Genomic DNA, 14,101 nt, shown 5'->3' on the forward strand with positions numbered 1-14,101 from the left:
AAATGAGCCAGAATACCCCTTTTACTTTTCTGCATTACCTGCGCTCGCGTACAGCGTTACTGAACATCATCATTCCGTTAGCACTTTATTATAGTGCGCTGTACTTATTTGGCATTGGTACGGCGTTGCTGGTCAGCGCGGTTTGGGCCGCATTTCTCGCGCTACAAAGCAAAAATCGTCAGGCGACGCTGGCCGTTGTGCTGATGATCCTGCTTTCCGGTCTATGCCACTATTTATTCCTGCGTCATCCCGCGTGGCTGCCCGTTCAACGGGAGGATGTTTTTCTGTCGCTAAGTGGCGCATTAACGGTTGCGGTGGTTTTCCTTTTTTATTCGCTGCGCGGTGAGTCCGTTATCCAGACCTTAGCCGAACAAGCAAGGCCACAACTTAGGACTCTGAACATATACGGCTCACCCGCCTATTTTCGCGTCTGGCGAGAAATATCGCTGACGTGGATAGTCGTTTATCTGTGCAAAGCAATCCTAGTATACCTGCTGTATCACTTACACAGCCCATTATTGAATACATTCCTGCTAGTGGTTGGCTGGCCGCTAACGTTGGCGATGATATTTTTTAGTGTTCGCTGGCCACGTTATCGCTGGCAGGCAAAAACGAAGCAGTCTTGAGCTTTTGCCTGACACCGAGAGAATCACCCATAACCTACTAGTTTAAAGGTAAGCAGATCATGACACATTACGAAAACAAAGCCATCGTACTGGCTAGGCACCCTGAAGGCCCCTTACAACTCAGTGAGTTCCGCATGGAGATAACGCCTGTCAGAGATCTGGAGCCGGGCGAATTCCTTATCGCCAATCAGTGGTTATCGCTGGATCCCTACATCCGTCTGCGCCTGAACCTCAGTACAGATTATGTCAACTCCATCCATTGCGGCGACGTTATCGCCGGAGAAACCGTCGGCGTTGTGGTAGCATCTCGCAACCCGAACTTTAACGAGGGCAGCAAAGTCTTCGTATATTCAGGCTGGCAGCAGTACTACATCAGCAACGAGCGTGATTTTATTGTTCACACCTTGCCGCAGGTCGAGCTGTCCGACACCATTTTTCTGAATACCGTGGGTACACCGGGACGTGCTGCCTATTTCGGCATGATACGTATCGCTAAACCGCGTGCAGGGGAAACGTTGGTGGTATCAGCGGCCTCTGGCGCGGTGGGATCAACCGTAGGGCAGATTGGCAAAATGGCGGGGTGTCGGGTAGTAGGTATCGCTGGTAGCGAAGAGAAATGCCGGTATGTCGTTCATGAGCTTGGGTTTGACTTCTGCGTTAACTATCGAGACAGCGATTTCAAACACCAACTGCGCCAGGCTTGCCCGAACGGCATCGATATTTACTTCGAAAATGTCGGTGGCCGAATTTCGGTGCTGGTCGCACAATTATTAAATGACGGCGCCCGCGTACCGGTTTGTGGCAATGCGGCTAATTACGATCAATCATCCAGTATTGCGGCTTCCAGCCCTGCTGATTTTTTCTCCTCTCTGCCAAATCCCCCTGTCAACCGTTTTTTTCTGGTAACGGAATGGTTTAAGGATTACCCGGAATCGGATGAGTGGCTATTGAATGCGCTTCATGAAGGAAAACTTAAATATCGGGAAACGTTAATTGATGGGTTGGAAAAAGCTCCGCAAGCTTTTATCGATCTCTTAAACGCCAGACATTTTGGAAAACAAATTGTCAAGATAAGCTGATCTGTATCGCCAGAAAATGTTATCTCCAGCTTTTCCGGCAGTTACACATCTTATGCGATAATTGCCAATGAAATACGTTAAAAAAATCTTTATTCCACTCATTGTGGTTTCGCTTATGGGTAGTTTCCTATACTGGTTATTATACTGGCGCTATATCCAGACTACCGATAATGCCTATACCCAAAGCGATATCACCAATGTTAGCGCCCGCATTAGCTCCCAGGTGATGACGTCTTATGTCACTGATAACCATGAAGTAAAACAAGGTCAGCTTTTAGCTGTTCTCGACGATCGTGCTTATAAAGTCGCGATCCTGAAAGCAGAAGCTGATGTCGCAAAAACGACGGCTGCGCTGAGTAATGCGCAAGCTAATGCAAAGATGCAAGAAAGCATCATCAACCAGTACAGCAGCCGTCTTACTTCAGCCAAAGCTAGAGAAAAATATGCCACTCAGGAATTGATTCGCATCAACCAGCTTAATACACGCCATTATGTCGCTCAAGGCGATATAGACAAAGCTGACAGCGCGCACAAAATCGCCGTTGCCGACGCAGAGGAAGCACAGGCAAGCCTAGAGACTCAGCAAACTAAACTGGCGGTGCTGAAGACCACCATTGAACAGGCTCAAGCGCAACTAAAACATGCGCAGGCCAGCTTGGCGGATGCACAGCTACAGTTAACTTATACTCGAATTATTGCGCCTGTTTCCGGCGTGATAGGAAACCGTAATCTTCAGGTTGGTATGTTTACCCAGGCCGGGCAAACTATCGCCAGTATTGTCCCCGAACAGCAGCCGTGGGTTGTAGCTAATTTTAAAGAAACGCAGCGAGGCAGGATGAAACCAGGACAACCTGTTGATATCACTATCGATAGCTATCCCGGTGAAATTTTTGAAGGCCATATTGAAAGCCTAGCTCCGGCGACCGGTTCTGTATTCGCGCTTTTGCCCGCCAATAACGCCACTGGGAACTTTACAAAAATTGTGCAACGTTTTCCGGTCAAAATTGTTTTCAATAAACCGATAACAATGGCGAGCGGGTTGTCTTGCGAAGTCACGATAGATACACGTCATATGGTTCTGTCGCACTAGCACGTCATGATTTGAGTAACGTCCGCAATTGGCTCAATATAGTCATTCATACTCTGATAGTTACACTGTGAGGTAATTTAGGGTATGCGCTTATTGGTTACGAATATCCGAATCTACAACAAACGAATCGAAGCGTTGTTCGATACCATGCCAGATGCAGACTTGTTTAAATCACTTCCCTGTATGGGCTCACGAATGCTTGCAGCATTGAGTGATAACCGTAACCGCTTTAACAATGCAAAAGAAATTCAAAATTACGCAGGCATCGCACCGGTAACCATGCGAAGTGGTCAGAAATCGTGGGTACACTGGCGGTGGCAATGTGCCAAGTTCGTCAGGCAGACATTTGTTGAATGGGCTGCCAAGACAATGCAATCATCATACTGGGCCAAACAGTATTATCAGGGGTAACGTGAGAAAGGAAAATCACATCAATCCGCGATCCGAGCACTGGCATTTAAATGGATCAGGATAATTTATCGCTGTTGGAAAACCAGAACCTGTTACAACGAAGCAAAATACTTACTGGCACTCAAAGATCGAAATTCTCCTTTGCTTAAAGAATAAAAAGATTGTCGAATGCCTCCGGGAGTGAAGCTGACGGTCAGACAAGGTAGCGATTAATCTAGACTAATACAGATAAACAGATAAATACCTTTTATCAGGGAAAATAGTGTTATTCCGTCTCACCTTTCTGGTAATACACCTGCCGGATATAGCGCCCACGTCCATCACCGTGCCCCAAATCCATTGATGCCAATGCCAGCGCTTCCCGCTCACTGAATCCCTGCGCTTTGTAATGTTCGCCGGATTGTTGGGCAAAGTGGTAGCGCATACTGTGTGGCGCTTTATTGCCCGTCAGTCCAGCACGTCGAACAACGTACCGGTAACGATCGATGGCCTGCGTGATCGTCGGTTTATCGATCAGTTTGCCGCTGCGTGGATTCATTTCGCGTTCAGCGTAGGCAATGGCGTGTTGCAGCGCGGCCCGATCCAGTATCACCGTTAGCCTCGGATGCCCGCCTTTGGTGCCAAACACCACTCGTACAGACTCATGACCCTTTGCCAGCGCTTTTTTCCAGGTGGCTAAAGATTTATAGGCTTCCACCGCTTCTTTGGTCCGTAACCCCAACACGTACGCCAACTGCATGACCGCCGCGACACTACGATCTTTTTGTTCGATCTGCTGAAAGATTTCTCTGAATTCTACCGGAGTCAGTGCTATTTTCGTTCCCTTACGGCTGCTACCCGCAATGCCCAGCGCCCGGTTGTTCAACCGCACATTGTCGGTGGAGGCCAGCTTGTGTTTTCCGGCCCGTGCCAAAATCATGCGCAGTGCCGACATCTCATTTTGCAAAGTCCGGTGACTGATATGGCTGTTTTTACGTTCAGCAATATAGCGCTCAATATGCTGAGTTTTCAGGCTGTCCATCTGCCGGAGTCTGATGCCATTGTCTTTCAGAAAGTTAAGAAACTGTCGGGCAATCCGCTCACGATCGGCCACCGTGGCAAAACTCCCGCCCGCTTTCCGGGCGTGGGTAATAAATTCTTTTCTGAACCGTTCAATTTTCGAACGTGCTGATTTCTGCGCCATGCCCGCCTCTCCTGCTAATTTGCCTGTTTTTCATATTTTTTAAAACAAATCCCTGCATGTCGGTTCAGGTTCACCGTTCCGTGGTGCGTCAGACAATGTGTAGCAGAGCGAGGGTGATGTTAAGTTTTTGCAGGAGTTCGCTACGTGCTCGGCACGGCGGTGGAATACTCCCCGTTCAGGGCCTGATCAATCAGGATGAACGCCTCATTATCGTGACGTGGTGTGATTTCTCCTTTTTTACGGCATCAGCCTGTTATCAGGCAGTGGGTTAAAAAACAAACGAAACAAATCGATTTCGGCAAGAAAATGTCGGTGAAAAGCAGTGACTTTGAGTAATGCGGGGTTCAAATCGTTCGTGAAGGCAGACCGGACGTGCTCTGGACGTTGGTCGCCTAGCGGCGTCACTTGGTTATCGCTGCGCTCAAACACAAGTGACGCCGCGTAATTTTCGTGACGTTTATCGTGATAGATACAAAACGTGGGTGAATGTTGTACCGGTTAAAACGGTCTCGTTTAACGTAAGACAGGGCCTATTTTGCCCTGTTGTGTGAATAGCCGGTGATGAATAACACCGGGAAACTTTCATCCTCAGACGATGGGTTAGGTGTCCGGGGATATCTGCTTCCAAAAGTGCGCAGATGTACCGCATGGTATGCACTCCCTTGCAGGCTACGGGAGTTTTCGTTTGCCGCTTAACGCTGATCCTTACAGGCAATGGATCATGGGTAACAGTTAAGTACCTTATCGATTAGGTTGAGCAAGGTCAAACTTTTGTTCGATATTAAGGTGAGAAATTCAGCGAAAAAGTCCCAACGTCAGGGTAAATACGGTCTTAAACTCATAATCCGTAACCTATCAGGAACACCATTCCCTTATACTTTAATCTCTAAAGGATGTTTATATTTAATGCCGGTTAATTCTGACAAATCGACCTCTTTTCCTGTCGTGAGAAAAAGGTTTCTGCGCCTCAGGTTGTACAGGTGAAGGCAATGCTCACACATATCAGCCACATTCGCCGGATTTTTGATTGCCTTGAGTGTCCTGACTGCGTATTTACCACATCGGCACCGCACGACATAGATGGCACTGTTTTTATGGTTACCCCGTTGCGATAAAGGACGAACCCCTAACACGGTAAAAAAGCCATATTCATAACCCTGGACCTGCATCAGTATGTTGATTAAATTGAGTTCTCTTTTATTTAAACGCAAATCATACGTCGTTTTGTAAGGAATAAAATGACTGGAGCGTTTTTGAATTTTCTTTCTCTTATCATTTTTATCGGTATCACTCATCACTTTTACTTATCCATTTGAGAATAGATTAAATTTTTTCAATTTAACTCTTTTTATTATTAATTCAATAGCGAAAAAACTAAATGTAATAGGTAGTTCACCGGAGCTGTGTATTCCCATCACCATAAACGGCGAAGCCTCAATGGCTTCGACCATTGAGGCTTCTATAAATTGTCTACTACCATAAACAAGAAAGTTTAATATAATAGAACATGACAAATATAGCGCTTTTAGTGTAAGTCACTTTGAGTGAAATGGCATTAAGTCATTTAGCTTTTTGTGATACACATCATGAACATTAAGCTAATGCAATTCCAACATGAAATATAAAAAGACAGAAAATAGATATACCCCCTGGATTAAGAAAAGTCATAAATCAATTCAATAATACATTTTCGTTAAATAACTGTAACCGTCCGGTGATCTCACCTTGCATTGCCAGATAAACACAAAGTGGGATTTAGCTAAACGGGTTTTCAGGCCAGGGCAGAAGTTCATTCAATCGGTTGTTCGGCCTGGTGGATATCGCTAAAGCCCAGCGTGCCCGTTTCTAGCCGGTTTTTATCCTTATCCGCGTGACTGGCAATCACCGCACCGTCAAGCTGGGTATGTTCCCCCACCTGGATATCAAACCCGCCCTTGCCGGCAAAGATGCCCGTTTGCTCGTTCACCGAATCAAACGTGCTGTGCAGCTTGTCACGGCTGGCATTGACACTGGCCGAACCGTTCATGGAACCATAGGTAAAGCTGGCCCCGGCGCAGGCATTTTCCTGCTTACTGTTGTAATGGTCCTTATCCTGTTCGCTGGCGAGATGTAAGTTGCGGCCCGCATCGGCCGTCACCATCACTGCACCCACTGCACAACCAATACCTGTACCACAAGATATTGTATAATTAACCTATATGATATTTATGGCAAATATCATTAGCAGTTATATTACCTTTGAGTAAGTTTTCGTATTCATCTTTTGTGATCTCGGCTTTGCATTCTTTCCCTTCTAAAGAACCAGATAAACAAGAAAACACATATTTTTCATTTTCTTCTTTAACAACCCTCCACCAACTAGGATCTGTTGAGAATTCGTTATCCTTTAAAGGTGTTGGTTCGGGGTATGAAAAAGGTTTCATTGTGTAATATTCATTCATATCTTTCATTCTTTTTTACCTTTGTTAAATGATTTGATATCAATCAATTGGACATTAGGTTTATGAGAAAAATCCATTACTGCCTCTGATACCCCACCTGATGTTTTACCACCAGGCAACCAATATTGATTAGCTCCATTTTCATTACCAGATGGCATATTCAAATTCTTAAATTCACTCCTGGGTATATAAAAAACTCCCTGTATCTGAATTGGATAAATATCCTTTAGTTAACCCTAATTTTTCTTCAACTATAGATAAGTTTCCTTTTGATTCAGCCATCAATTTATCAAACTCAGATTTGGGCATTACAAATCCTTTATCGGGGCCGATGGTTCCAAACCTTTTTACATCATTCATCGAAGTGAACCTAGGGCGTGTTGACGTTTCGTGGAGGGAAGTTTGAACAGCATGATGATCTGGTATCATTGTCTTCGCGAAAAAACCATTACCCCAGCTCATCATGCCAAGAACAATGTTATCAAAATCTTTATGGAATACGCTAGCTGTATTAATGCAACAACATGGATGTATTTACCACAAAGACGCGCATTACCTGACTTTCGAAGGGATCCTTTATCGAATGAGAACGGGATGTCCGTGGCGGGATTTACCCGATGAATTTGGCAAATGGAATACGCTTTTTAAGCGCTTTAACGCCTGGTCAAAGAAAGGTGTTTTTGAATTATTATTCAAATTGTTATCTGAAAATACAGACACCGAATGGTTATTCATTGATGGGAGTATTATCCGCGCTCATCAACATAGCTCAGGGGCAGCTTCAACAGAAGATGAAGCCATCGGTAAAAGTCGAGGTGGACGTTCGACTAAAATTCATTTGGCCGTAGACAGTTATGGTTTGCCTGTCCATTTTGAGCTGTCAGGGGGTCAAACGCACGACATTGTACATGCAGAAAGTTTGGTCACCCATTCACCCGCATCCGATTTTGTGATCGCGGATAAAGGTTACGATAGCGGTACTTTCAGAGATTTCGTTGAAAAACAAGGTTCAAAAACGGTCATTCCCTATCGAAAAAATAGCCGAAAACCCGATAAAAGTATTGATGAAGTTTTATACTGTTATCGGCATTTGGTCGAAAATGCGTTTGCCAGAATAAAACATTTTCGAGCTATTGCGACAAGATACGATAAATTGGCGCGAAATTACGCCAGTATGTTGGCACTGGCGTTTGTCATTATATGGTTACCGATGTGGGTTGAGTAAATGGTGAACTCAAAACGTCAACAGCCCCTAATTAATTACTGACATCAATAATACATTTCTTCAGGCTATCCCGGTGTTTGATAAAACGGGAAGTGGACTATGTGGAAGTCGGCTTTATTGCTTTGGGGGGATTGCTGGCCTCATTATCGGCTAATGCGAAAGTGGTTATTTATACTGACAGTCAGCATTCTCCCGTCAATCTTTCCCCGGAGACACAAATTGTCTGGCTGGATGTGGCTGAACAACAGCGGCAGAAAATCTTCGCTCACCTTTCTGCCGATCCGCAGCAAGCCGCTATTCAAGCACAAGCGATACTGCAATCACCCCAATGGCATCAGCAGGAACAGCAACTGATTCAGTCTTATCGTGCTGTTGTTAAAGCCTGGCAATCAGGCGTGCGTAAATACCCTGCGGTGGTATTTGATGACCGGGATGTGGTGTATGGCACGGTGGATGTGGCAAAAGCGAGTGCCCTCAGGGAGCAGCGCCAGCCATGAAGACACCCCGCCTTGCTTTTCCTGTTGTCATCACGCTGATAGCGGCGTTTGCTCCCTTTGCGCAGGCTTCCCTCAACACCGCCCAGATTGTGGCCAGCAGTCTCTCGCCATCCTGTATCCAGTGGCGGGTCAGCGGTATTTGTTACTGGCTGTTTTGTTCCTGGCATGGCTGTACGGTAAAAACGTCGGTGAAAGTCACTCACTACCTCCCCGAAGCGGTGGTGTCCACTTATCACGCCCCCGGTGGCAATCCGTGGGCAGACATGGCGCAAGTCAGCCGGTTATCCGGCGGACTGGAAAATGCTGTCACCGGGGCGTTATCCCACCTGACTGCGGGTGGTGGCCACCATAATAGCCAGATGGCAGGCCAGCGCCGGACCAGTCTGCGTTTTAAATATGCCGATGCCATCGGGCATCCCGCCACCAACCTGATAGGCGGGCACATTCCCGGTTATGCCTGCCGAAGCGCTGCCACCCCGTTGATGCCTTATTTTCTCAGCACGCTGGATACGATGGCATGGCGTACCGGTTTACCGGAAGCGTTCTACCCGGAAGCGCTTATTCCCGGCCAGCGGGAGCTGGGCAGCCAGATGGCCGCCAATCTGTGGGGCACTATTTACCCGCGCTCAGGCTTTGTCAATCAGACCGATGATGACAAAGCGTCTGCCGTGGTGGCGCAGCGGGTGGCGGATATTATCACCCGCGCCGGGCAACCCCATGTTTATCAGACATTAAAAGGTCAACGCGCTGACGGTTATTGGCCACCCGAACCAGTGACAGAAAATACCGGCACCCAAAATCACCAATGGCAGCGATTATCACCCCGGTTAAGTCCGTCCTGTGCGGTATTTCCTGACGGCGAACATGCGGCTGCGGTCAATGGCAATCAGGCCTATGCCCTGTGGCAACCCTACAGTTGTTGTCAGCGCCGGGGGCAGCGTTTTCTTGGCAGTACCGATATCTGAAATAAGGGAGGAATAATGACGAAAATAAACGGGTTATTGCTGGTATTGAGTGGGCTGGCAACCGCTTCTGTGCAGGGTAATACACCGGTTGTATCCCTCTCATTACCACAGGTAAATAACAGTGTGCTGGGTTATGGTGCCGATGTCTCCGGTGCGGTCTCTGATACGCTGTTTTATACCTTAGGGGGCGGCTCAGTGATTTCACAGCCGGCCACCCGCCGTTCCCTGACCACGCTGGGCGGACTGGAACTCGGCTGGAGTTCCGATTTGATGTGCGGCAATTTTGACTTAAAAACTACCGTCGGTAATCAGTTAAACGGTATTACAGCCGGGTTTAAAAACCTGATGAGTGAAGTGATCCAGGGGGCCACCGGCGCTGTTGCCAGCTTACCCGCCATGATCATTCAGCGTGCCAATCCGGGGCTGTATGACATGCTGACCAACGGTGTGTTGCAGGCCAATGTGGCGTACGACAAGGCCCAGTTTAATTGCCAGAACATGGCCCGACGGATGATGGATTTTGCACAAAACAGTAAATGGACGCAATCGGCTGCCCTACAGGAATATAAGACACAGGTGAACAGCGGGGATGCCGATGCGGTAAGAGTCAATAATGCCGGCAGCAAAGCCACAGGCACCAGCGGGCATCCGTGGATTGGCGGGAAGAAGCAGGGGGGCAAGGGACAAAATGCCATCCGGCCCACCCGTGATTTAGCCCGCGCGGGATTTAATATGATGAGTCACCTGCCGGTACTGAGCCAGGCTTCAATCAGCCATCAACAGTGTGATGGCGGTGCCTGTCGCCAATTCCAGAATGCCAGAGAAGCGGCGGAGGCGGTGGTAAAAGTGCTGGGCGACCGGGCTATCCGTACCTGTGCCAATGCCGCAGAATGCACCAGCGGAGGAGTATCCCAGCAACCGGGCGCGACGGTGGCCGGCACGGGCTTTGCGCCGATGCTGGAAGAGAACACCAAAGCCAATACTGAACAACTGGTGAAACTGGTCAATGGCACGGAAAAACCCACCGCCGCCAATCTGGCCAAACTGAAAACCGGCAGCCTGGCGGTCACCAAAGGTGTGATCCAGGCATTGCAGCGAGACCCGGACAGTGCCGCGTTGACCGCGCGTCTGGCGGGCGAACTGGCGATGGCCGAAACCACAGAGACGGCATTGTTAATGCGGCGAATGCTGATTACTGGCATGTCAGAGCCCAATGCGGCTGCCCAGCCGGAAGCCCTGGCCGAAGGGGAACGGCGGATTGAGGCACTGGATCGGGAAATCAATGCGCTGAAAAATGAAATGATGCTGAAACGGGAACTGTCCCGTAACGCCATCCTGACCATTATTGAGCGGGACACGCACCGTATTCAGGCCCATCCGCAAAAGCAGGTGCCGGACAGCACCGATGCCCGTTTTTATCAGCTGGAAATGCCTAACAGTGAACGGAGGTAAGGTAGATCATGGCAGAAACGGTCAAATTGCATTCTATTCTGAAAGTGAAAACAGGGTTCAGGGTATTACTGGTCATCATCGCAGTCATGGTCGTCACACTGCTGATGGGTTGGGCAGGCATGGAGTATCCCAAAAAAATGTCCGCGCTGAATCAGTGGATAATGAAGACAAAAGCGGTTTGGCTGGTTTGGCGGGGATGCCTTTATATCACGTTAGGTTGGGGCGGATGGAAAATCTGGCAACGGACAACATATCAGAAGACACACCGCGCCGCGTTAATACGGATGATAGTGGTCAACCTGTTGTTTATCCTGCTGGGTGAATATGCCCTGTCAGGCGCGATTGAGGTAACGCAATGACCACCAACAGCTATCTGGAATATTTTCTGACCCTGCTTGGCTGGGTGGTCAATAACGGATTATGGCAAATACTGATTGCCACCGGACTGTTCACAACCCCTTTAGTGATAAAGGTCATCGCGGTCTGGCTGAAAGTGCGGGAGGGTGACGAAGAGGACGGTCATGGCGGGTTGCAGTCGCTTGCCCATCTCGAAAATACGTTGTATGGCGCCTTTTTCGTCATGGTGGTGTGTTGTGTGCCGCTGGTCAATGTCAGCCTCAGTACCCTCCAGTATGATCAGTCCCGTGCCAAAAGTTGCGGCACCTGGACACCGCAAGCGCCGGATAAAAGTGGTTATGCGCCGGTGATCTCCAGCCTGAATAATCAGACGGCGGCGGTGCCCCTCTGGTGGGCCGTGGTGCATCGGTTGTCAAAGGGCTTGACACAAGCGGCGGTAGCGTCCATTCCCTGCCGGCCGGATTTAAGGCAGCTGCGTTTTGAGGTACAGCACACCCGTATCAATAGCCCGGCACTGGCGGCGGAATTGCAGGATTTCACTAATGACTGTTATGCCTTAGCGTTGTATCAGTGGAAACAACGGGATCAGGGACAAACCCCCGATCCGGCCACCCTGCATGATATTGACTGGCTGGGCAGTCGCACCTTCTTATCCGGCGATTACCGGACGCTGCAATCCCGAATGCCCAGGGTACTATTTCCGTGGAATGAAAGCCGGGACAATGGCCGGCCCAATACCGGGCAGGGCGGTTATCCCACCTGTCAGGCCTGGTGGTCAACCCCTAAAACCGGACTGAAGGCCAGGGTATTGGCCGAGGCTGATCCGGGATTGTGGTTGCGTTTATCGGCAGCCCTCAAAATGCTGGGCAAGGAAACCCGTGAATATCAAGAAGCGGTGATCCGCCGTTTAGTCAGTCCGGTTAACTTGACAATATCTCAGGACGGCTATGTGTATGCGGGGTATGGCGGCAATGCCGATTTTACGGTCTGGGACAGATCAAATCGGGTGGGTTCTTCTGCGGGGACTCTGCTGGGGGGATTCCTCAGCATGCCGGCGTTTGATGCGGTGCGTCAGGCTTTGCCGATGATACAGGCGGTGATCCTGATGGCGTTGTATATCCTGATCCCGTTGATCCTGCTGTTTGCCGCCTATGAATTTAAGACGGTACTCACACTGACATTCGCCCTGTTTGCGTTGAATTTCCTGACTTTCTGGTGGGAAACTGCCCGCTGGCTGGACAGTTATTTACTGGACGCCCTGTATGGCTCAGACACCCACAGCCTGTTGAATCTGGCGGGATTTCAGAACACCTCGGATGATTTGATTATGGGGCTGGTGATGGGCACGCTGTTTATTGTGCTGCCAATGGTCTGGCTGGGGGCACTGGCCTGGGCGGGGGTGCGGATGGGCGATATGGCGGGCATGATGAGCCAGGGCGTGGGGCAGGTGAAACAGTCGGCCGGCATGTTCGGGCAGATGGTGATGCAGAAAATCCTATCCGGCGGTAAGCGCTAAAGCGTTCAACGGGGTGATTACCTTAGGAATACTCTGAATATAACCTATTCATCATATTTTCTCATCATATCCATGATGTTTTTGTTTTGGCTGAACTTAAAACCCAGATGAATCTGCTTAATGTTGCACATAATATGTTGTTATTCTGTTGACTTATTGCCATTTTGTTGCATTTTTAGAGTTAAATCGTCCAAATAAGCACCTATATGATGAATATCTCATCTGCCAGCTTGATAATTAAACCCTGCTGACCATAATACCTCATCTTAAAACTCCCTTATTACTATTCAATAATAATTACGTATCCGATGGGTTTATATGGCAACGGTAACTTTCCGCAACATGATAGCCGGGCTGGCCGGATGGATTTTGCTGGTTAATAACAAGGTGCAAAATGCCATTCTGACCAAAGGTTATGTCACCACCCGTGTCATGGTGCAGGAGCAGGATCTGGCGGGTGGAGTGTTGACGCTGATGCTCCAGCCCGGCCGTATTGCTAATATCCGCTTTGATGAGCCGGTGTCCTGGCGTGGGCGGTTGTGGAATGCCATGCCCGCTACCGCCGGGGATATCCTGAATTTGCGCGATATCGAGCAGGCGCTGGAAAATTTCAAACGGGTGCCCAGTGTTGAGGCCGATATTAAAATCGAACCCGGTCAGCAGGAGGCAACCAGTGACCTGCGGATCAGCTGGAAAGAGGGGTGCCTGTTCCGGCTCAGTCTGGGACTCGATGACAGCGGTGCCCAAAGCACTGGCCGCTATCTGGGGTCGGTGACGCTGGCGATTGATGCGCCTTTTGCCCAGAACGATCTGTTCTATGCCAACATCGGTAAGGATTTGTTTGAGCCCGGCCCCTTTGGTAACCGCGCCCGTACCGTTAACTACGTCTTCCCGCTCGGTTACTGGGCGTTTTCTGCCAACTACAATGACTACACCTATCATCAGAATATCGCCAACGCGAACGAAATCCTGTCTTACAGCGGCAAAAGTGAGAATGCGCAATTCACGGTGTCCCGGTTGTTATTTCGCAATCAGTCGCACAAAACAACCCTTAATCTGCACGTCTTTCGTCGCCATTCCACCAATGCTGTGGGAAATATCGAAATAGCCCAACAACACCGCAGTACTGCGGGCTGGGAGTTAGGCTTAAGCCAGCGCAGTTACTTCGGTGATATCACGTTGGACGCCGGCATCAACTGGCGGCGGGGAACCGGCGCCTTCGGTGCAGGTGTGCATATATCCATCATGGCTCAGCAGAA

Annotated in this window: 14 protein-coding genes and 3 pseudogenes; 11 read left to right on the forward strand and 6 right to left on the reverse strand. The window is 48.9% G+C overall.

The annotated features are described in order from the left end of the window. Nucleotides 1-2: 2 nt before the first annotated feature. The 4 genes and pseudogenes from WDV75_RS06210 to WDV75_RS06225 form a co-directional block, all read left to right on the forward strand. Nucleotides 3-626, forward strand: coding sequence for a hypothetical protein (locus WDV75_RS06210; RefSeq protein WP_273570510.1), 624 nt, complete (start codon nucleotides 3-5; stop codon nucleotides 624-626). 59 nt (nucleotides 627-685) lie between these two features. Then, the gene (locus tag WDV75_RS06215; protein ID WP_273570511.1) at nucleotides 686-1,705 is read left to right on the forward strand and encodes an NADP-dependent oxidoreductase; all 1,020 of its coding nucleotides are present in this window, start codon (nucleotides 686-688) and stop codon (nucleotides 1,703-1,705) included. A gap of 67 nt (nucleotides 1,706-1,772) precedes the next feature. Then, complete coding sequence (locus WDV75_RS06220) at nucleotides 1,773-2,795, forward strand: HlyD family secretion protein (protein ID WP_338803448.1); 1,023 nt, start codon at nucleotides 1,773-1,775, stop codon at nucleotides 2,793-2,795. A 105-nt stretch (nucleotides 2,796-2,900) separates the two neighbouring features. Then, nucleotides 2,901-3,362, forward strand: a pseudogene (locus WDV75_RS06225) (transposase); the annotation flags it as partial. A gap of 109 nt (nucleotides 3,363-3,471) precedes the next feature. Here the strand turns inward: WDV75_RS06225 and WDV75_RS06230 are convergent. The 6 genes and pseudogenes from WDV75_RS06230 to WDV75_RS06255 form a co-directional block, all read right to left on the reverse strand. Continuing rightward, nucleotides 3,472-4,389 (reverse strand): integrase domain-containing protein, encoded by a 918-nt coding sequence (locus WDV75_RS06230; RefSeq protein WP_273570514.1) that lies wholly within the window; start codon nucleotides 4,387-4,389, stop codon nucleotides 3,472-3,474. A gap of 872 nt (nucleotides 4,390-5,261) precedes the next feature. Continuing rightward, the gene (locus WDV75_RS06235) at nucleotides 5,262-5,684 is read right to left on the reverse strand and encodes a hypothetical protein (protein ID WP_074021858.1); all 423 of its coding nucleotides are present in this window, start codon (nucleotides 5,682-5,684) and stop codon (nucleotides 5,262-5,264) included. 521 nt (nucleotides 5,685-6,205) lie between these two features. Next, nucleotides 6,206-6,526 (reverse strand): annotated as a pseudogene (locus WDV75_RS06240) (hemagglutinin repeat-containing protein); the annotation flags it as partial. Between the two features lie 52 nt (nucleotides 6,527-6,578). Further along, nucleotides 6,579-6,839: a hypothetical protein gene (locus tag WDV75_RS06245; protein ID WP_273572372.1), complete on the reverse strand. Its 261-nt coding sequence runs from the start codon at nucleotides 6,837-6,839 to the stop codon at nucleotides 6,579-6,581. Continuing rightward, entirely contained in the window at nucleotides 6,836-6,988 is a 153-nt protein-coding gene (locus WDV75_RS06250) for a hypothetical protein (RefSeq protein WP_273572373.1), read from the reverse strand. Before WDV75_RS06250 ends, WDV75_RS06245 begins: the two co-directional genes overlap by 4 nt. A 16-nt stretch (nucleotides 6,989-7,004) precedes the next feature. Beyond that, nucleotides 7,005-7,190 (reverse strand): hypothetical protein, encoded by a 186-nt coding sequence (locus WDV75_RS06255; RefSeq protein ID WP_338860903.1) that lies wholly within the window; start codon nucleotides 7,188-7,190, stop codon nucleotides 7,005-7,007. Nucleotides 7,191-7,293: 103 nt separating this feature from the next. On the opposite strand from WDV75_RS06255, the gene WDV75_RS06260 reads away from it, so the two are divergent. From WDV75_RS06260 to WDV75_RS06290, 7 genes and pseudogenes are all read left to right on the forward strand, one after another. Further along, nucleotides 7,294-8,055 carry an IS5 family transposase gene (locus tag WDV75_RS06260; RefSeq protein ID WP_338802971.1) on the forward strand — a complete coding sequence of 254 codons (762 nt, stop codon included), beginning with the start codon at nucleotides 7,294-7,296 and terminating at the stop codon, nucleotides 8,053-8,055. Between the two features lie 77 nt (nucleotides 8,056-8,132). Continuing rightward, a complete protein-coding gene (locus tag WDV75_RS06265) occupies nucleotides 8,133-8,552 on the forward strand; it encodes a TIGR03757 family integrating conjugative element protein (protein ID WP_422399057.1) in 420 nt (139 codons plus the stop codon). Beyond that, entirely contained in the window at nucleotides 8,549-9,517 is a 969-nt protein-coding gene (locus WDV75_RS06270; RefSeq protein ID WP_273572297.1) for a TIGR03756 family integrating conjugative element protein, read from the forward strand. Before WDV75_RS06265 ends, WDV75_RS06270 begins: the two co-directional genes overlap by 4 nt. Nucleotides 9,518-9,532: 15 nt before the next feature. Next, nucleotides 9,533-10,969 (forward strand): integrating conjugative element protein, encoded by a 1,437-nt coding sequence (locus WDV75_RS06275; protein WP_273572299.1) that lies wholly within the window; start codon nucleotides 9,533-9,535, stop codon nucleotides 10,967-10,969. 8 nt (nucleotides 10,970-10,977) lie between these two features. After that, on the forward strand, nucleotides 10,978-11,328 hold the full coding sequence (locus tag WDV75_RS06280) for a hypothetical protein (protein WP_273572301.1): 351 nt from the start codon (nucleotides 10,978-10,980) through the stop codon (nucleotides 11,326-11,328). Further along, complete coding sequence (locus WDV75_RS06285; protein WP_338860906.1) at nucleotides 11,325-12,842, forward strand: conjugal transfer protein TraG N-terminal domain-containing protein; 1,518 nt, start codon at nucleotides 11,325-11,327, stop codon at nucleotides 12,840-12,842. The genes WDV75_RS06280 and WDV75_RS06285 overlap by 4 nt, the downstream gene beginning before the upstream one ends. A gap of 366 nt (nucleotides 12,843-13,208) precedes the next feature. Then, nucleotides 13,209-14,069 (forward strand): annotated as a pseudogene (locus WDV75_RS06290) (ShlB/FhaC/HecB family hemolysin secretion/activation protein); the annotation flags it as partial. Nucleotides 14,070-14,101 lie beyond the last annotated feature (32 nt).

Origin of the sequence: Xenorhabdus griffiniae (genome assembly GCF_037265215.1) — a bacterium.
GTDB lineage: Bacteria > Pseudomonadota > Gammaproteobacteria > Enterobacterales > Enterobacteriaceae > Xenorhabdus > Xenorhabdus griffiniae.

Coding starts and splice junctions, on each gene's coding strand:
- WDV75_RS06210 (WP_273570510.1), top strand. CDS start 3: ATGAGCCAGAATACCCCTTTTACTTTTCTGCATTACCTGCGCTCGCGT.
- WDV75_RS06215 (WP_273570511.1), top strand. CDS start 686: ATGACACATTACGAAAACAAAGCCATCGTACTGGCTAGGCACCCTGAA.
- WDV75_RS06220 (WP_338803448.1), top strand. CDS start 1,773: ATGAAATACGTTAAAAAAATCTTTATTCCACTCATTGTGGTTTCGCTT.
- WDV75_RS06230 (WP_273570514.1), bottom strand. CDS start 4,389: ATGGCGCAGAAATCAGCACGTTCGAAAATTGAACGGTTCAGAAAAGAA.
- WDV75_RS06235 (WP_074021858.1), bottom strand. CDS start 5,684: ATGAGTGATACCGATAAAAATGATAAGAGAAAGAAAATTCAAAAACGC.
- WDV75_RS06245 (WP_273572372.1), bottom strand. CDS start 6,839: ATGAAAGATATGAATGAATATTACACAATGAAACCTTTTTCATACCCC.
- WDV75_RS06250 (WP_273572373.1), bottom strand. CDS start 6,988: ATGCCATCTGGTAATGAAAATGGAGCTAATCAATATTGGTTGCCTGGT.
- WDV75_RS06255 (WP_338860903.1), bottom strand. CDS start 7,190: ATGAATGATGTAAAAAGGTTTGGAACCATCGGCCCCGATAAAGGATTT.
- WDV75_RS06260 (WP_338802971.1), top strand. CDS start 7,294: ATGCCAAGAACAATGTTATCAAAATCTTTATGGAATACGCTAGCTGTA.
- WDV75_RS06270 (WP_273572297.1), top strand. CDS start 8,549: ATGAAGACACCCCGCCTTGCTTTTCCTGTTGTCATCACGCTGATAGCG.
- WDV75_RS06275 (WP_273572299.1), top strand. CDS start 9,533: ATGACGAAAATAAACGGGTTATTGCTGGTATTGAGTGGGCTGGCAACC.
- WDV75_RS06280 (WP_273572301.1), top strand. CDS start 10,978: ATGGCAGAAACGGTCAAATTGCATTCTATTCTGAAAGTGAAAACAGGG.
- WDV75_RS06285 (WP_338860906.1), top strand. CDS start 11,325: ATGACCACCAACAGCTATCTGGAATATTTTCTGACCCTGCTTGGCTGG.